This window comes from Nocardia yamanashiensis NBRC 100130 (assembly GCF_001613325.1).
Lineage (GTDB): Bacteria > Actinomycetota > Actinomycetes > Mycobacteriales > Mycobacteriaceae > Nocardia > Nocardia yamanashiensis.
On the sequence record NZ_BDCD01000047.1, the window covers coordinates 15658 to 32220 of the forward strand.

General features: G+C 64.9%; 21 protein-coding genes and 1 pseudogene. 12 read left to right on the top strand and 10 right to left on the bottom strand.

Going from position 1 to position 16563, the window contains the following annotated elements; genetic code table 11:
• The first annotated feature begins 61 nt into the window (after nt 1-61).
• On the top strand, nt 62-1024 hold the full coding sequence (locus NY1_RS38515) for an Rpn family recombination-promoting nuclease/putative transposase (RefSeq protein WP_084536158.1): 963 nt from the start codon (nt 62-64) through the stop codon (nt 1022-1024).
• 77 nt (nt 1025-1101) lie between these two features.
• Here the strand turns inward: NY1_RS38515 and NY1_RS38520 are convergent, their stop codons facing one another.
• The gene (locus NY1_RS38520; protein ID WP_067722459.1) at nt 1102-2007 is read right to left on the bottom strand and encodes an alpha/beta hydrolase family protein; all 906 of its coding nucleotides are present in this window, start codon (nt 2005-2007) and stop codon (nt 1102-1104) included.
• A 144-nt stretch (nt 2008-2151) separates the two neighbouring features.
• Here NY1_RS38520 and NY1_RS38525 point away from each other — a divergent pair, with 144 nt between their 5' ends.
• Complete coding sequence (locus tag NY1_RS38525; protein WP_218028548.1) at nt 2152-3027, top strand: helix-turn-helix domain-containing protein; 876 nt, start codon at nt 2152-2154, stop codon at nt 3025-3027.
• 64 nt (nt 3028-3091) lie between these two features.
• On the opposite strand, the gene NY1_RS38530 is transcribed toward NY1_RS38525, so the two are convergent.
• The gene (locus tag NY1_RS38530) at nt 3092-3778 is read right to left on the bottom strand and encodes a TetR/AcrR family transcriptional regulator C-terminal domain-containing protein (RefSeq protein ID WP_084536160.1); all 687 of its coding nucleotides are present in this window, start codon (nt 3776-3778) and stop codon (nt 3092-3094) included.
• Nucleotides 3779-3894: 116 nt separating this feature from the next.
• Between NY1_RS38530 and NY1_RS38535 the strand changes: the two genes are divergently transcribed.
• Nucleotides 3895-5034 (top strand): serine hydrolase domain-containing protein, encoded by a 1140-nt coding sequence (locus tag NY1_RS38535; RefSeq protein WP_067722526.1) that lies wholly within the window; start codon nt 3895-3897, stop codon nt 5032-5034.
• Here the strand turns inward: NY1_RS38535 and NY1_RS38540 are convergent.
• On the bottom strand, nt 5031-5453 hold the full coding sequence (locus tag NY1_RS38540; RefSeq protein ID WP_067722462.1) for a Dabb family protein: 423 nt from the start codon (nt 5451-5453) through the stop codon (nt 5031-5033). The genes NY1_RS38535 and NY1_RS38540 overlap by 4 nt on opposite strands.
• A gap of 67 nt (nt 5454-5520) precedes the next feature.
• Here NY1_RS38540 and NY1_RS38545 point away from each other — a divergent pair, with 67 nt between their 5' ends.
• A complete protein-coding gene (locus NY1_RS38545; protein ID WP_067722464.1) occupies nt 5521-6162 on the top strand; it encodes a TetR/AcrR family transcriptional regulator in 642 nt (213 codons plus the stop codon).
• A gap of 129 nt (nt 6163-6291) precedes the next feature.
• Here NY1_RS38545 and NY1_RS38550 read toward each other — a convergent pair whose 3' ends face one another.
• Complete coding sequence (locus tag NY1_RS38550; RefSeq protein WP_067722466.1) at nt 6292-6714, bottom strand: nuclear transport factor 2 family protein; 423 nt, start codon at nt 6712-6714, stop codon at nt 6292-6294.
• Nucleotides 6715-6863: 149 nt separating this feature from the next.
• Between NY1_RS38550 and NY1_RS45490 the strand changes: the two are divergent.
• Together NY1_RS45490 and NY1_RS38555 are read left to right on the top strand one after the other, a co-directional pair.
• A pseudogene (locus NY1_RS45490) lies at nt 6864-7466 on the top strand (alpha/beta hydrolase); the annotation flags it as partial.
• A gap of 31 nt (nt 7467-7497) precedes the next feature.
• Entirely contained in the window at nt 7498-8154 is a 657-nt protein-coding gene (locus tag NY1_RS38555) for an alpha/beta hydrolase (protein ID WP_157762759.1), read from the top strand.
• A 147-nt stretch (nt 8155-8301) separates the two neighbouring features.
• Here NY1_RS38555 and NY1_RS38560 read toward each other — a convergent pair whose 3' ends face one another.
• Complete coding sequence (locus NY1_RS38560; RefSeq protein WP_157762760.1) at nt 8302-8679, bottom strand: hypothetical protein; 378 nt, start codon at nt 8677-8679, stop codon at nt 8302-8304.
• A gap of 227 nt (nt 8680-8906) precedes the next feature.
• Nucleotides 8907-9260, bottom strand: coding sequence for a hypothetical protein (locus NY1_RS42450; RefSeq protein WP_084536166.1), 354 nt, complete (start codon nt 9258-9260; stop codon nt 8907-8909).
• A gap of 175 nt (nt 9261-9435) precedes the next feature.
• Here NY1_RS42450 and NY1_RS38565 point away from each other — a divergent pair, with 175 nt between their 5' ends.
• The 3 genes from NY1_RS38565 (at nt 9436) to NY1_RS38575 (ending at nt 11881) form a co-directional block, all read left to right on the top strand.
• Nucleotides 9436-9891, top strand: a complete 456-nt coding sequence (locus NY1_RS38565; protein WP_067722472.1) for a nitroreductase/quinone reductase family protein — start codon at nt 9436-9438, stop codon at nt 9889-9891.
• A gap of 323 nt (nt 9892-10214) precedes the next feature.
• Complete coding sequence (locus NY1_RS38570) at nt 10215-10613, top strand: hypothetical protein (RefSeq protein WP_157762761.1); 399 nt, start codon at nt 10215-10217, stop codon at nt 10611-10613.
• Between the two features lie 167 nt (nt 10614-10780).
• Nucleotides 10781-11881, top strand: a complete 1101-nt coding sequence (locus tag NY1_RS38575; RefSeq protein WP_067722476.1) for a trypsin-like serine peptidase — start codon at nt 10781-10783, stop codon at nt 11879-11881.
• A gap of 93 nt (nt 11882-11974) precedes the next feature.
• Here NY1_RS38575 and NY1_RS38580 read toward each other — a convergent pair whose 3' ends face one another.
• The 4 genes from NY1_RS38580 to NY1_RS44945 all read right to left on the bottom strand — a co-directional run bounded on the left by NY1_RS38580 (nt 11975) and on the right by NY1_RS44945 (nt 13452).
• Nucleotides 11975-12469: a DUF417 family protein gene (locus NY1_RS38580; RefSeq protein ID WP_169815472.1), complete on the bottom strand. Its 495-nt coding sequence runs from the start codon at nt 12467-12469 to the stop codon at nt 11975-11977.
• Between the two features lie 84 nt (nt 12470-12553).
• Nucleotides 12554-12790 carry an anti-sigma factor family protein gene (locus NY1_RS38585; RefSeq protein WP_233434670.1) on the bottom strand — a complete coding sequence of 79 codons (237 nt, stop codon included), beginning with the start codon at nt 12788-12790 and terminating at the stop codon, nt 12554-12556.
• Nucleotides 12787-13284 (bottom strand): RNA polymerase sigma factor, encoded by a 498-nt coding sequence (locus NY1_RS38590; RefSeq protein WP_233434671.1) that lies wholly within the window; start codon nt 13282-13284, stop codon nt 12787-12789. Before NY1_RS38590 ends, NY1_RS38585 begins: the two co-directional genes overlap by 4 nt.
• Nucleotides 13285-13290: 6 nt before the next feature.
• Nucleotides 13291-13452 (bottom strand): RNA polymerase sigma factor, encoded by a 162-nt coding sequence (locus tag NY1_RS44945; protein WP_233434672.1) that lies wholly within the window; start codon nt 13450-13452, stop codon nt 13291-13293.
• Nucleotides 13453-13577: 125 nt separating this feature from the next.
• Here NY1_RS44945 and NY1_RS38595 point away from each other — a divergent pair, with 125 nt between their 5' ends.
• From NY1_RS38595 to NY1_RS38605, 3 genes are all read left to right on the top strand, one after another.
• On the top strand, nt 13578-14933 hold the full coding sequence (locus tag NY1_RS38595) for a DUF2252 domain-containing protein (RefSeq protein WP_233434673.1): 1356 nt from the start codon (nt 13578-13580) through the stop codon (nt 14931-14933).
• Between the two features lie 144 nt (nt 14934-15077).
• Nucleotides 15078-15755, top strand: a complete 678-nt coding sequence (locus NY1_RS38600) for a DUF3592 domain-containing protein (protein ID WP_067722481.1) — start codon at nt 15078-15080, stop codon at nt 15753-15755.
• Between the two features lie 82 nt (nt 15756-15837).
• Nucleotides 15838-16368, top strand: coding sequence for a hypothetical protein (locus NY1_RS38605; protein ID WP_067722483.1), 531 nt, complete (start codon nt 15838-15840; stop codon nt 16366-16368).
• Nucleotides 16369-16563 lie beyond the last annotated feature (195 nt).

Consider the following 16563-nt stretch of genomic DNA (forward strand, 5'->3'; position numbering starts at 1 on the left):
TAATACGTGGGATCGATGAATCGATCCTCGGTGAGGGGTTTCGGTAGTAAGTTGCTCGAATATGGCTGAGCAGCCGAAGAATCCACACGACGCCTACTTCCGGCATGTTATGTCGGAGGCGACTGCCGCGGCGGGCGAGATGCGGAACGTGCTACCGGAAGCTGCTGCGGTGCAATTGGATTGGGATGGCATGGAGCTGCAGTCGTGCAGTTTCGTGCCGAAGGAGTTGCGCTCACGCTACACCGACGTGCTGTTTCGGACACGCTGGGATGATCGCGACGCCTTCGTCTTCATGTTGATCGAGCATCAGAGCAGCACGGACCAGTTGATGGCCTTTCGGATGCTCGAATACATGGTGGCGATCTGGAACCGCTACCTGCGGCACAACCCGAAGGCGCGTCGCCTGCCGGTGGTGATTCCGGTGGTGGTGCACTGCGATCCAGGCGGATACCGCTGGAATGCGCCCACCGAGCTGTCCGATTTGCTCGACGTCGACCAGGCCATGCGACCGGTGTTGGGCGAGTGTCTGCCGCGGTTTCGATTTCTGCTGGACGACCTGGGTGCGGCCGATATCGCGGCGTTGCGGGCGCGGAAGCTCAGCGTGATGGCGAAGGTGTTGTTCGTATCGCTGAAAATCGGGCCCGGCAATCCCCGATTGGGGCATGACCTGTTGCCGCTCGAGGCCGAGTTGCGGGTGTTGATCGAGGACTACCCGGGCGAGTTCGACCAGGTGATGGCGTATCTTTGGAGTGTCGGTAAGACCGATGTCGCTGGCTTTGCACCGTTGATCGACCGGCTCGGTCCGCGAGCGAAGGAGATCATGATGACAACCGCTGAACAGTTCCGCACCGAAGGACGCACCGAGGGGCGAGCGGAAGCTTTGCTCGACCAACTGGTCGTCAAGTTCGGGGCGCTGCCCGATCAGATTATCGAGATCGTGCGTGGGGCAGAGGCGGCGCGGTTGCGTGTTTGGGGCACTCGGGTGCTCACCGCGGACTCGCTCGATGAGGTGTTCGCCAAGTAGCCCAGCTCGCGGACGTCCATCGGTGCATTCGGGCGCCGTCAGATCATTTCGGCCCGCCCCACCGCAGTCCGATGGGCTCAGTTCATGTGTTTGTCGAACCATTCGATCAGCTGCTCGGGGTGCTCGGAGAAGTAGTTGTAGCCATCCCAGCGGCGGGTGCTGCCTTCGATCCAGAACAGTTTCTTGTCGCCGGCGGGGATGGCGTCGAAGATCGCCTGCACGTCGGCGGGCTTGGTCAGTGCGTCGTCACGCACCTGGGTGATGAAGGTGGGCACGTGGCAGTTCGCGGCGTACTCGATCGGTGACACCTGGTCGATCGTGAAGCTGGTGATCAGCTTGAACTCGCGGTCGACGGCGTCGAACTGGTCCTCGGCTCCCATCATCTCGAGGTTGCGTTCGACCATGGCGCGCATCGAGATCGGCTGCGGGTTGACCAGGCATTTCACGTCCGCGAAGAGTTCCGGGTATCTGGTCATCGCCACATAGGTGGCATTGGCACCCATACAGCGGCTGAGCAGGCCCACCGTCATGGCGCGGGTGTCGGGCCGGGACTTGACGTACTGCAACGAGCCGGCGACGTCACGGGACTCGAACTGGCCCCAGGTGAAGATGAAGCCGTTGGCGTCGCCGCTCTGGCCGTGGTTGCGCGCGTCGTAGGTCAGCACGTTGTAGCCGGCCTCATGCAGGTACTGGTACTCCCGCATGTAGTTGACCTCGATGTCGTTGCCGGGCACGAACTGCCACCGGGGCAGGTGCGAGGGAAAACCGTAGCGGTTCATCGGCATCGGATGGTTGGCGATGACCAGCTTGTCCGAACCCGGAGCGGGAATCCACCACGCCTCCAGCGGAGTACCGTCCAGCGACGGGAACGTGAGGTCCTCGTACGCCATCCCGTACTCGTCCGGTGTATGCAGAATCGGGGCGCGGACCGGGCTGCTGAGGCCCTTGGCCAAGGTCGCGAGCGCTTCGGAATCGACCGCCATCGCAGTAGCTCCTTCTCATTCCGTTTCATGGGAAATCGTCCGGCACTTCCTGCAGCTATTTGACGGTAACCTCCGGTCCCGGAGGAAGCCACTGGTGAGAGGTGTACTGGTAGTGCACCCCTCCGCAGAGCAGTCGCCTTTAACCTGGACATCGTGGATCACGCAGCCGAGATCCGGGAGTTCCTGACCTCCCGCCGCGCCAAGATCAGCCCACAGCAGGCCGGGCTGCCCGTCCTCGGCAAACGCCGAGTACCCGGATTGCGCCGCGCCGAAGTTGCTCAGCTCGCGGGAATCAGCGTCGAGTACTACGCGCGACTCGAACGCGGCAACCTGTCCGGAGTATCGAACCAGGTCCTCGATGCCCTCGCCCGTGCACTGCGGCTGAACGAGGACGATCGCACCCACCTCGACGACCTCGCCCGCACCACCGGTCCCCGCCCCCGATTCCGCCGCCAGCCCGCCGCCGCGGTTCGACCGAATCTGCAGCGCTTACTGGACTCCATGACCGGCCCGGCGTTCATCATCAACGGCTGTGGTGACGTCCTGGCCGCCAACGCGCTCGGCCGCGCCCTCTACGCACCGATGATCGACGCCGCCCGAGGCGCGGTCCCCAACCACGGCCGGTTCATCTTCCTCGACTCCCGTTCCCACCAGTTCTGGCCCGACTGGGACCGCGCCGCCGACGACATCGTCGCCCTCCTGCACGCCCGAGCCGGCCGCGACCCCTACGACAAGGACCTCAGCGACCTCATCGGCGAACTATCCACGCGCAGTGACGAATTCCGAATCCGCTGGGCACGCCACGACGTCCGCCGCCACCACCAGGGCGCCAAACCCATCCACCACCCGGTCGTCGGCACCCTCCACCTCACCTACGAATCCCTCGAACTACCCGCCGACAACCTCATCCTGTTCACCTATGGCACCCAACCGGGCAGCGACTCCGAGGACGCCCTGCGCATCCTGGCCAGCTGGGCCGTCGACCACGATTCCGAACCGGCCCAAGACCAGCGTGCGTGAATCGAGGTCGGTGACACGGCATCGACTTCGCTCGGATCCCCAACGACCGCAATAGAGTTCGCGATCACATCGGCTGTTCGAGGGAGTGGGTGAGGCCGATGATGATCACGTGGAGGCCGTATTCGAAGCGGGCGTCGGCATCGGCGATTTGTTCCAGGGGTAGGTCGGCGGGGAGGGCTATGTCGGGTGCGTGGACGAGGTTTTGTCGTACTCGGGCCGCGCCCTGCGCCGGGGTGAGGCCGCTGTCCTGCGCGGTCTGTTGCCGGAGGACCTGCCCCATGGTGTAGGACATGACGACGTCGGCGCCCCAGGCCGCCCGGGTCGGTGGAAAGCCGGCGTCGAGGAGCGGGGTCAGTGCGGCTTCGTTGAACGACAACACGTTTCGTTCGGCCGTGATGCTGCCGCTGAGCATGCGGGCGCTGTCGCGGTGCGCCAGCAGGGCGCGCCGCAGACTGTGCGCCAGGGTCGCCAGCTGTTGTCCCCAATCGCCCTGATGTGGGAGTGCGGGATCGGCGAGTGCTTCCCCGATGATCCGCTCGACCATCGCGTCGAGCAGGTCCTGTTTGCTCGCGAATCTCCGATACAGAGCGGGCGCCTGCACTCCGGCTTCGTCGGCCAGGCGGCGCATGGTCAATCCTTCCAGCCCCAAGGTTTCGACCAGCGTCAACGCGATGGACACCATCGTTTCGCCGGCGACCGCCTGCCCTGCCGGGCGTCCGGACTTGGTGACCCGGCGCACTTCTCTTGACATGTTAACAACGTTATCAATATTCTCGGCGGCCAATGGTAACAGCGTTAACACATTGCTTCGTGGAAGGACATTCGTTGCCGTCGAGACCGATTCGCAGCTGCGTCGGAGTGATTCTCTTGACTTCCGCGCTCGTCGCGACCGCCTGCCAGGCCGACGAGGGGCGCGCGGTCTCCACCTCGAGCGTGCCGCACATCGGCGAACGCGGTGCCGCGGCGCTCACCAGCGCCTTGGAACAGGCTGTCGCACAAGGGATTCCAGGAGCGCAGGCGGTGGTCACGGCCGGGAGTGGGACCTGGTCGGTATCGGCAGGTGCCGGCGACCTGGCCACCGGAACGCCGTTTCCTGACAACTCGCACTACCGGATCGGCAGCAACACCAAGACGTTCGTCTCGACGGTGGTCCTGCAACTGGTCGCGGAGGGCAAGGTCGACCTGGACGCGCCGATCGAGCGATATCTGCCGGGCGTCGTCCACGGGAACGGGAGCGACGGCACCCGCATCACCGTGCGAAACCTGTTGCAGCACAACAGCGGAATTCCGGACTACCTGATCGACGGCGATACGCCCAAGCCGGGCCAGATCACACCCACCGAACGCAATCGCTGGCAACGCTTCACCTCCGACGAAGAGCTCGCCATCGCACTGGCCCTGCCCGCCTACTTCGAGCCCGGTGCGAAATTCCAGTACACGAATACGAACTTCCTGCTCGCCGGCATGATCGTGCAGAAGGTGACCGGGCAATCCATCGCGGCGGAGATAACCGACCGCATCATCGAGCCGCTCGCCCTGCGCGGCACGTCCTTTCCTGGTCCCGACGACACCGCCCTCCCTGACCCGCACCCGATCGCGTACGCCGATATGGACGGAAAGCGGGTCGATATCACCCGCCAGAACACCACCTGGGCGGGCGCCGCGGGCGCCATGATCTCGACCGGAGCGGATATGAACACCTTCCTCACCGCCCTGCTCACCGGCAAACTCCTGCCCCGGCCCCAGCTCGATGAACTGATGCGCACCATCCCCACCGACAAGCCGGACGCCGAATACGGCCTCGGGATCAGCCGGGTGCGCCTCTCATGCGGCATCGATGCTTGGGGGCACGCCGGAGGCCTCCCTGGATTTCGTACCCTCGTCCGCTACGCGCCGTCGAAAAACCGCGCTGTCACACTGGCATTCAACGAGTTGCCCGCCACCCCCGAGGCCGCGGCCGCCACCCTTTCCGCCCTGGACGCCGCGCTGTGCGGTAGCGGCGACTAGGGCGTGCTCGACGGAGCGGGCGAAGTCCCCGCGGCGGCGAACAAGGCCTCGACCTCGCGTCCCCACTCCGGATACATCTCGACCTTGCGCTTGTAGATCGCGTAAATCTGCTCGGGCAGTTCAGGATTCGATTCGTCGGAGAATCGCACCGCGTACTGCTTGGCCAGCCGCGGCAGGATGTAATCGTCACCCGCTATATGCACCGGATCGTGCATATAGCGTTCCAGCGCGTCCAGGTCGGGAATCGCCGCCAGATACGCGTGCGTGAAGCCATCCGCCGGGTCGCCGAGGTCCGGCCCGACCGTCGAGAACGCTGTCGACTCGACCGACGCGGTGCGTCGCATAGCGGCGAGCACCTGTTCCCGTTCCTGTTCGGGGACACCGGGCTTGAAGCTGAACCGCAGCAGATTGATGATCATCACGCCTCCATTTGCACTGATGGGTGCATATTAAGGTACTAGCTAGTGCATTCGCTAGGGTTGTCTCGTGCCCTCACTGAAGCCGGAGCGCCCGAGCGGGCGGATAGACAAGCGGCAGGCGATCCTGGACGCCGCATTCACCGTTTTCGCCAGGGACGGCTACCACCAGGCGGGCGTCGACGCCATCGCCGGGGAGGCGCGGGTCGCCAAGCACACGATCTACAACCACTTCGGCGACAAGGAGACCCTGTTCCGCGAAGTGATCGCCCACCTTTCCACGCAGGCACTGACGCGAAATCTCGCCGCGGTCGAAATCCTCGACCAGGACGGCGATCTCGCCACGCTGCTGACCGAGACCGGTCTCACGCTCGCCGAGTGCTACTGCGACGAACGCTCCGTTGCGCTGCGCCGACTGCTGCACGCGAACCTGCCGAACATGCCGGACCTGCTCGATATCGTCAAAGACAAAGCCTCCGACCGAGTCGGCGACGCACTGTCCGCACGACTGGCCAAACTCGCCCTGGCCGGCAAGCTGCACCTCGCCTCGGACCCCGCCATCGCCGCCGAACAGCTCGCCGCCCTGCTCACCGCGCCCCTCGAAGCCCGCACTCGCATGGGGGTACGCAGGATCTCCGAAGCCGAGTTGCGCGAAGTCACCCGGAACGCGATCGCGACGTTCCTCCGGGCTTTCGGCCACCATCCGGAATGACACTGGTCCGGAGGCGGCCCCGGCGAAAATCACCCCCGCGCAATCGATGTCGTCGAAGGCGATTCGCGGTGATGGCGTAGGAGCCGGGGACACCAGTCGCGGATGCCTGATGCCGACTCGAGTTGTGATCTATTTACGGCCGAACACCTCATAGGTGCCCACCTCGTGGGTGACCTCTTGCCGCCAGCTCACGATCCGCCAACCCTCCGGGGTGCGGGCGGCCTCGGCGTGATACCAACCGAAGACTTCGAACGTGAGGTCAGGGCGATCGGCACCTATGTGGTGAACTCGCATCTTGGCAGACACCGAGGCCCGGTCACCATCGACAACCGCGCGCTCATGACCCATCAAATGCTGTGTGGGGCCGCACTTGTCGAGATATCCCCGGATCATTCCGGTGAGACGCTCTCGGCCGTCGACGATCTCGGCGCCCGAGTAATTCGCCGTCACGTCGGCAGCGAATACGCTGTTCAGGCTCGCCCAATCACGCCGGTCGAGAGCATCGGCATAGTCGTGAAGCAACGAGATCACTGCGCGCCTGGAGCTGGTCATCACCGGATGGTAGGCACCAGGTTCACCGCCGGGCCGAGCTCGTCCCGATGATCAGGACGTATCCCCAGCCTCATGTGCCACTCGACGTTCGGCATTTGCGTGCCCTCGCCGGCCGGGCGCGTAGCCGGTTCCGAACGCCGGGGCGCAGCATGAGTGGATGGCGGCGAGAGTGGAGCGAAAGCCATGACACATCCGATCTTGTAGTGTTTCCATTCGGAATCATTTCGAAGGGGGCTGTCATCCGTCCGAATGCCTTGTGCCGTTCCATATTCGCCGTCGTATTCCTCTCGATCGAGGTGGTAGTGGGCATCCCTGGCGCGCTCTCGGCACCGAATGCCCTTTCCGCCCTGGTGATCTCACTACCCGCCCCGACAGGGAAGCTCCCTGTCGGCGTCACCGAACTTCGGCTGGTCGACACCGATCGCACGGACCCGTGGAACACCGATCAGCAGCGTGAGCTGATGGTGAGGATCTGGTATCCGGCAGCGGATGCCAACGGCACACCAGCCGCTCCGTGGATACCGGCCGGTGCTCTGCAGGCGCAGACCAGCGACCTCGCCGATCTCGGAATCGACCAGGACAGATGGACTTTCGGTCCGGGGCACAGCATTCAGGGTGCGAAAGCCCGCGTTGCCGACGGCCCATTTCCCATCCTGTTGTTCTCACCGGGCATGGACGATCCGGCCGGACTGAACACCGCCCAAGCCGAAGATCTGGCCAGTCACGGTTACATCGTGGCCGCGATCAACCACACCCACGAAGCGTTCGCCGTCCAATTCCCCGATGGCCGCATCGAACGAACCGTTATCCCCCCTGGACTCACCGCCAGAAGTTCTCACCGACCTGCTGCTACCCGTCCGCGTGGCCGACATCCGGTTCGTATTGAACCGGCTCACCGACATCGCGTCAGGCGTCACGGCCGGCGACGAAGTGAATCTGACGAAAAGTCTCGACCCGACACGAGTGGGCATGTTCGGTCATTCTCTCGGCGGCTCCACCACCGCCCAAGCCATGCATGACGATCCGCGCACCCTGGCCGGGGTGAACCTGGACGGGCCCCTGTTGGGTTCCGTCGTCACCGACGGACTGAACCAGCCGCTGCTCATGCTCGGCAACGACAATCCTCGATGGCTCAACCGCGAGAACTGGGAACCGTTCTGGCCGAACAATTCCGGGGCGAAGATCCCATTGCGCCTGTCGGGAACCGAGCACATGGCATTCAACGACGTCGGGCAGATCCTGCCCCAACTCGTCACCGGCGGCCTGCTCGCCCAGGCCACCAGCGAATCGATCATCGGGAACAGCGACCCCCGTCGCGTCCTCGACCTTCAACGCACGTATCTACGCGCCTACTTCGACCTGGCGTTCGGCCGTACCGAAGGCGACATCGCCGACACGATCACGCACCTGGCGCAGCCGGGCATCTACCCACACCCTTGAGTGCCGACAGCACAGTGCAGTCGGCAGATGCGGTGCGCGTTCGCCGGCGAACACCGCATCTGTCCCAGCGATCAGCGGCAGGATAGTGCGCTGGTGAACACTGTGATCCTGTTCCTCCGCCACCGGGGAATCGGGCTGCGTGCGCCGCTACCCGAAGGGGCCGGGAATCGTCCCGAAGATCCCATTGCCTTTCCGGACCTCGCACACCTTCCAATAGCCATGCCCGTTGTCTTCGATGACGAAGGCAATGTCGAGATCTGTTGCGCCGGTGTAGTAGCCCTCCACCATGACCGGGGATTCGGTGGCGTCGTGGTCGTTGAAGCGGTCGGGTTTCGGCTCGTAGTAGTGCACGAATGCGGCGCGCACCTCATCGTCGGTGCGGGTCGCCAGCTGCTTGGCGAGGTTACCGCAGGTGTGTTCGCGCAGGTAGGCGACATTGCCGGCCGCTGCGGCCTCGATGTGCTGGCGCACCGCGTCTTCCGGGGTGTATCTCGAACAACCGCTCACCAACGCTACCGATGTCACGACGACCAATCCTATTGCCACACGCATGAATTCGACCCTCCCGTCACGACCGGCCCGCGGGTCGGCGGTCGTCACGAAACGATCGCGGTGACGAGGGGCGAATGTTAACCGGGAACGGCTGATCGCAGGCTCCGCCACCAGGAGCACCGTCTACATGCACGTAGGGCTGCTGTAGCCGCCGCGATACCGACGTTCGGTAGTAGCATGCGCGCCGACCTCGGATCGGCTCATTCCGTTAATCTTCCGAGGAAACGGGGCGGCTGTTCCGGTGCTTCGGTCGCTATCACCAGGCCGCCGGCGACTGCTCGCATCCAGAGAGTGTGATGCCAGGCGTTGGCATCGGGTTCCGGCTTGCTTGTGAATGCGGGATTAGGGCCGGTCTCGATGAGATGCAGTAGAGTCCAGGCAAGGCCGTAGCAGTCGTCTGGCCCAAAGCATTGGATCAGCGCGGCGGCTTCCTCGCCGGTGACCGGACCGGTTATCGCTTCGAGCTGGGCCTGGCGGTACGAGATCTGGTCTTCGCTGGCATCCCAATCCGGTAGGGCGCCCGCGGCGACGAATGCGGCGACATCAACTCTCACACCGCCAGCTTGCCGGATACGACATCAACAGGTGAAATGCGAACCATTCGGCAATGCAGGGTTTTCTAGCTCTTGTCCTCTCCTGTCATTGACTCGGAGCGGCCGCACATGATGCAGTCACGAAAGCTCGTGAAGATGTCGACCGAAGATGCTGTCTAACCGAAGGGGAGTGCCGATGGGTGACAAGCAGAAGACTCCCGATTGGGTTGCGGAAAGCGGCGCTTGGGTGTTGGAGAACGGACATCGGACCTTGTTGAAGCTGACGGGTGGTCGTTGGCCGCACAGGCTCGGGTCGATGCAGGCGTTGGAGTTGCACACTATCGGTCGGAAGACCGGTCAGCGGCGCTCTACGTTGTTGAGCTCGCCTATTTTCGCTCCGGAACGGATCGTGCTGATCGCCTCGCTCGGTGGCGCTTCGCACAACCCCGCCTGGTATCTGAATCTCGTTGCGCATCCCGAGGTCGAGATCACCGTGCGTGGGGAGACCAAGCCGTACGTCGCGCGCACCGCTTCCGCGGAGGAGAAGGCCGAGCTCTGGCCCGAGATCACTCGCGGTATCGGCAACCCGTACGAGGGATATCAGCGCAGCACTCGGCGCGATATTCCGGTGGTTATCTGCGAACCGGCCTGACAGCGGCTCGTTCACGCCTCGATAGCCGATTCGATTCGCCCGGGACGCGGAAGGAAAGTGCGTATCTGCTGTAGATATCAGCCACTGCCACACCGTATTACGGGCCAACGACAGATTCGCCGGCCGCATCGAGTAATGCCCGCCGTTGCCCAACTCACCCGGTTCGGCGAACTGGGCAATTCGTTGAGCAGGGTGATCTGCCCCTCCCGAGTAGACCATCAAACACGTTGGCGTGGTTGAATGTCCGGTTCGCTGGCAACGCCATGCGGGCGACCGGGGGTGGGAATTACCTGTCTCCGGTCAGGATCGGAAGGATTTCTCATATGACACGGACACTGTCGCGGCGCGCACTCTCGACCTGTGGCGTGGCCGGCGTAGTCGCCGGAGCTCTCGTCGCGGGGGCGGGTGCCGCACATGCTGCGGAGGTGCCCAAGTATGGCAACGTGCGGTATGTGTTCTGCTCGGACACGCAGGACAACAACCGGATCACGTACTACGACAGTCTGGGTAAGCGGGAGGAGATCGCTACCTTCGGCGAGGCCAAGGACGGCGGTGTCTGGTGCCGTTCGGTGGACGTGTTCTTCGCCAAGGAGACCTACGTGTGGTCGGCCGTCAGCGGGAAGGATGCGCACTACGCGTACGCCGCCATCTTCGTGAACGGTCGCATGGCCGCGCGTGAGGAGGACCGCTCGGAATTCGGGACCTACGCGCAGGCGATGTGACATCGGTCGAGCTCAGGCAGCGGGCCGCGGTCCGTGCCTGGGCTCTCCGATTATCAGAGCATTTTGATATCGAGTAGCCGGCTACTCGTGCCGCGCTGGTCCGGGCGGGTTGAAACTGATCTGGCTCACATCGAGCAGGGGAGAATCAATCGAGGAGGGGACCAGGCATGAGCAATCCACTCAGTTATGAGGAATTGGCGTACGACCGCGTCATTCCCGCCGATCCGCCGAGCGACGTCACCATCGAAGTCGTTCTCGCCGATACGGATTCGGCCAGGGGAGCGGAGGTGAATGTTCAGCGTGGTGAGCGGGGTACCCGGGTGACCGCCCGCGTCGGTGTCGACGGCTTGCCGGACACGCGCGATCGGCTGCGGCCGGCGGATGTGCGATTGAGCCGGGATCAGCTCGGGGAATACGCTACGCCGCGCGATCTTCCCGGGCATCGGCCCGGCGGGCTCGAGACCACTTTCCGGCCGCAGCGCGCGCCGCGTGTCTGGCGGGATGTTCCTACCGGGGGCAAACCGCGGAAGCGTGGCGGCTCGATTTTCGACGCTGACGACAGGTATCTGTTCCAGCCCGATGCCTTCCCCTGGCGGATCATCGGCAAGGTCGCCACCGCCGGCGGCTGGGGGTCGGGCACGGTCATCGGACCCCGTCACGTGCTGACCGCGAGCCACGTCGTGGACTGGCGTCGCGACTCCCAGGGCCGCATCGGCTGGATCAACTTCACGCCCGCCTACTACGACGGCCGCGGTCCGTGGGGCACTTTCTATGCCACCGATGTCATCTCCTGGGTCGAGAACCCCGGCACCATGACCGACGACCAGACCGCCTTCGACTATGTGGTCCTGGTCTTCTCCGAACGCATCGGCGATACCACCGGGTTCGCCGGGTTCCGCGCCTACGATACGGGCTGGAACGGCGGATCCTATTGGCAGACAATGGGTTATCCGGGTGAGCGGGCCAGTGGTGAACGACCCGCCTTCGAGAACAACGGCGCGGTCCGCACCACTTCCTCGCACTCCACCGCCGGTCAGACCGGCTACGTCATGGGGCACGCCAAGGACTTCACTCCCGGTCAATCCGGCGGACCCACCTGGGGATGGTGGGACGGGGAAGCCTGGCCGCGGGTGGTCGGCGTCGGCAGCACCATCGGCGACACCACGGTCAAGAAATCCTCCGACGTGACCACCGACAACGACAACGAGTTCGGTGGCGGACCGGCGCTGTCCGTCATCATCGATTGGGCTCGCACCAACCATCCGTAATCGGCTCCGCGGCAAAGGAATAGGGTCCGGCAGAGCCGCAGGTCGATCGCCTGCGGCTCTGCCGTTTTCGCGACCTCGGCGATCAACAGGAATTCATCGCGTCGTCAGACGAGCCCACGAGCGACCCAGCATCATCAGCGACGCGCCTAGCAGCGCAAGGTCTTTGACGAGGAAGGCACCGCCCGGGGAGAAGAACGGCGGCGTGCCGGCGTAACTGGTCGATGTCACCAGGAACGAGAGCGTCAGCAGGAACGTGCCGGTTCCGAGCAGCCCGCCGGCCACGCCCGCGATGGCGCTGCGAATGCCGAGCAGCATGAGCGCGGCGGTCGTGATCTCGATGACCCCGATCACGGCCGATACCGTTCTGACGTCGGCGACGTCGTAGAGCCAGCTCATCAGCGGGCTGCCGCTCACCAGTGGCTGGATCGCGGCGGCTTCCTCCGCGGTGAACTTCATCGCGCCGATCCAGCCCAGCGCCGCGATGACGCCGAAGCAGGCGATGAGAAAGCCCAGCCGGTCGACTGTGCGGCCGGCGTCGGCGGTCGGCAGGTAGCGGCGCGGGGCTTGCGCGAGTGCGGCGTTATTCATGGCTTGTCTCCTTGGTCCGGTAGCGGAATCCATGGAGGCTCAGTGTCGGAACGGTCCGCGAACGTTACGCGGGATGCGCGAGATTTATTTCGGGCGAGTGCGGAACGCCGCCAGCAGGGCGCTCCGGTCCGCCTGGCTCAACTGCGGCCGCGGCCCGCGTCGCAGGGTGTCGATGGTTTCGCGGATCTGGTCCAGGTAGGTCTCGCAGCCATCGCACTCGTCCAAGTGCTCGAGGAATCGCTGCAGCTCCGGGCCGTCGAGGTCGCTCTCGAGGTAGGCGGTGACGGTTTCGACGAACTCGTCGCAATTCATCCGGGTCATGTCGCGGCCTGCCTTCCCATGCCGGTGCGGGGCTCGTCGGTGGAGAGGTACTCGTCGATCCTGGCGCGCAGGAACGCCCGGGCTCGATGCAGTAGCACCCGCTGGTTGGCGGGCGTGATCTCCAGTATCGAGCACACCTCCGCGGCGGTGTAGCCGTGCACATCCCGCAGACCGACGACCATGCGCTGCCGTCGCGGCAATTCGTCGAGCGCGGCGCTGATCCGTGCGCCCAATTCGCGGTGCAGGAGTTCTTGTTCCGGTGACGGCCAGGGCGCCGGCAACGCCCGCCAATGATGCGGGTAGGGCTCGTCCGCGCCTTGGAATCGACTCGGGTCGACCGTGGGACCCGAGTCGTCGTCCGCGGGCAGCGCACTACTGAACGGCAGCGACCGATGCTCGGCCACGCCCCGGCGTTTCGCGACATTGACCAGAATCCGAAAAACCCACGTCTGCAACGACGACCGCCCCTCGAACCCGTCGATGCCTTCGATCACCGCAAGTCAGGTATCCTGCACCACCTCGGCCGCCGATTCGTTCGTCGACACGAAATCCCGTGCCAGCCAGAGCATTCCATCCGACCACCGATCGAGAACGGTCGCGAACGCCGCCTCGTCCCCCGCCCGCAGCCGCGCCAGCAACTCAGCTTCCGCGACGCCCGGCATACCGCCGACGGTATCAAGCGCCGTCTCTCGGTCGCCATCATGCAGCCGTTTTCTTCCGGCGTACGCTTGTCGAGTTGCCCGGCTCCGCGGTGCGGGGGCCTCCATCGAGTGAAGGAGGGTTCGGATTGTCCGGCAGTGTGGCCAACGAGGTGAGTATCGCGACCGGGCGTGCGGCTCGGGGGGTGGTGCCGCGGCGGAGCTTGGCGGAGTGGGATGGCGCGCGGCGTTCGCGGAGTGCGCTCGAGGTGCTGTTCGGCCAGCATTCCGAACGGGACAAGGATCTGTTGCCGATCCGCTATGGGCGGATGAGCGCGTCGCCGTGGACGTATCTGCGGGGTGCGGCGGCGGTGATGGCCGCTGATCTGGCGTTGTCGCCGCATACGGGGTTGCTGGTGCAGTTGTGCGGGGACGCGCATGTGCTCAATTACGGACTGTGGGCGACGCCGGAGCGGAATCTGGCGTTCGATCTGCGGGATTTCGACGAGACGCTGCCGGGGCCGTTCGAATGGGATGTGAAGCGGCTGGCCGCGAGTCTGGTGGTGTGTGCCCGGGACAATGGGCTTTCCGGCGGCGCGGCGCGCGACGCGGTGGTTGCGGCTGTCAGGTCGTATCGGGCGCACATGCGCGAGTACGCCGCCATGTCCGAACTCGATGTCTGGTACGACCGGATCGACGTGGCGACTCCGCTGTCCTCGCTGTCCGCCCGGGACCGCGAGGACATGAGCCGCCGGATCGCGAAAGAGGCCGAGCGCCGCACCAGCGCCGGGGCCTTCCGGAAGCTGACGGAGCTACGCGAGGGCCGGCGCCGGATCATCGAAAAGCCGCCGTTCCGAGTGCATTTGGACCGTCCGCAGGACCGCCACGAGGCCGAGATCGCCTGGCAGGTGTTCCGCACCTACTCGGCTTCGGTGCCCGAGGAACTCTCGACCCTGTTCGAACGGTTCACCCTGACCGATGTGGTTCGGCAGATCGTCGGCGTCGGCAGTGTCGGCATGCGCGTGTACTTGGTGCTGGCCGAGGGCAACAGCGGCCAAGCTCCACAGTTTCTGCAGATCAAGCAGGCCGGCGCCTCCGTCTACGAGCAGCACCTGGAACCGAGCCGGCACGACAACCACGGGCATCGCGTAGTGGCCGGCCAGCACCTGATGCAGTCGGCGACCGACCTGTTCAGCGGCTGGACGCGAGCGGAAGGCTTCGACTTCTACGTGCGGCAATTCCGCGACATGAAGGTCATCCCCGACGGCCGCAAGATCGCCCCCTACCTGACCCCGTTCGCCGCATCCTGCGCACACGCCCTGGCCAAAGCCCACGCGCGCAGCGGCGACCCGGTAGCCATCGCCGCCTACATCGGCAAAGGAAACCAATTCACCAGCGCGATAACCGAATTCGCCGAATCCTACGCCCGGCAGACCCGAAAGGACCACGCCGACCTGGTCGCGGCGATCACCGACGGCACGGTCGAAGCCGCCCCGGGCTGGTAGCCGAGCCGCAGTTACGGTCGATGGTCATCGAAAGGTGACCTTTGCTCCGGGCGCGTCCTGCTGCGCTGGCGACGTTCGGCGCGATAACCGGGTGTGGAGATGAAACGACCCGACGCGGCGCAGCCTGGAGGTCCCGCGATTTCGGTGCCCAAGGCGCTTTCGCTGAGCCGCAATGCGTTGTTCGGGCTGGGGGTGGGGTTGGTGATCGTATTGCTCGCTGTCGGTTTGGGGGTGTGGAACAACTCGCAGCTCGCAGGGAAGGCGCGAACCGATGGGACGGTGGTGGAAGCGCCGGATGCGGATGGCGGGCGGGGAACGGTGTCGTTCACGGCGGCCGACGGGCGCCGGTATCGAGCCGAAATCACCACTTGGAGTGTTCTGCACACCTACTGGCGTGGTGACACGGTTTCTGTTGCGTACGACCCCGCCGATCCTGCTGACGCGCGCGTGGCGGACTTTCACGAAACTTTCGGGGGCACTGTGATGATCGGTGGCTTCGGCTTGTTGTTCGTTCTCGCGGGCGGGTGGGCATTCGTGAGCGCTCGTCGCCGCCGTCGCCTCGCCGTTTGGCTCACCGATCATGGCCGTGAGCTGTTCGTCCCTGTCCACAGTGTCCGAGTGCAAGAGGGTGGTCACGGCCGCCGATCGAAGGAACCCCTCAGCTACTCGCTCGAAGCCGTCTGCACCGACCCGGCCACCGGCCGCTCTTTCACCGCGAAAAGCGCTTCCTACGAACAACATCCCGGCAGCTACCTCGCCACCCGAGAACATCTGCGCGTCCTCTACGACCCCGCCGACCCCACCCGCAACCTCCTGCTCTGATCGGGCGGGACCGGTCTTCGGATGGCGGGCGGCAGGCTCGGCTGGGAACTCGCGCCCGGCCCGTGACTCGTAGACTCCGGGCATGCAGTTGTTCGCGATCGGGCCCGGTGCGGTCGGGGTTTTCGCTTCGGGGCCGATGGCGGTCGGGGTGGTGGCGGTGGGGCAGGAGGCCACCGGGGTTATCGCGGTGGGGCAGGTTGCCAATGGGTGTTTCGCGTTCGGGCAGGTTGCGACCGGGGTGATCGCGATCGGGCAGTTGGCGCGGGGCGTAATCGCGGTGGGGCAGTTGGCTATCGGGTTGGCGGCTATCGGGCAGATCGCCATTGGGGTCGCCTGGGTCGGGGGGATCGGGGTCGGGGCTACTCGGGGATTCGGGTTGACGCTGGGGCTGCTTCCGGCGGCGGCGGTGAATTATGGGTGGGCGCACGTGCGTTGGCGGTGGAAGTTGGCTCGTGGGGTTCCGGATGACCGGCCCGCGCTGGAGCCGGGGCCGGGCTGGCGGATTCTGGCGGGGGTGCTGGGAACCATGGTGCTGGCTGCCGTGTGGTGGTTCATCGCGGGTGCGCAGGTGGCGGAGGTTGTCGAGCGGGTCGTCGAAGGGGGAGGATCTTAGTCGGCGCGCGAATTGCGTTGGTGTGGAGAAGGTTTAACGCAGTTCACGGCGGATTAGGCTGAACTCCAAGGTGAGTGAGCATGTTGGGGCTCGATTGATCCAGTTATGGATGGGCTGCGCCGGTACTGGCCTATGTGATGGCGTGATCGGTGGGATGGGAGAGCGGGCGCCGCCGCTGTTCCTGGCGGTGACGGT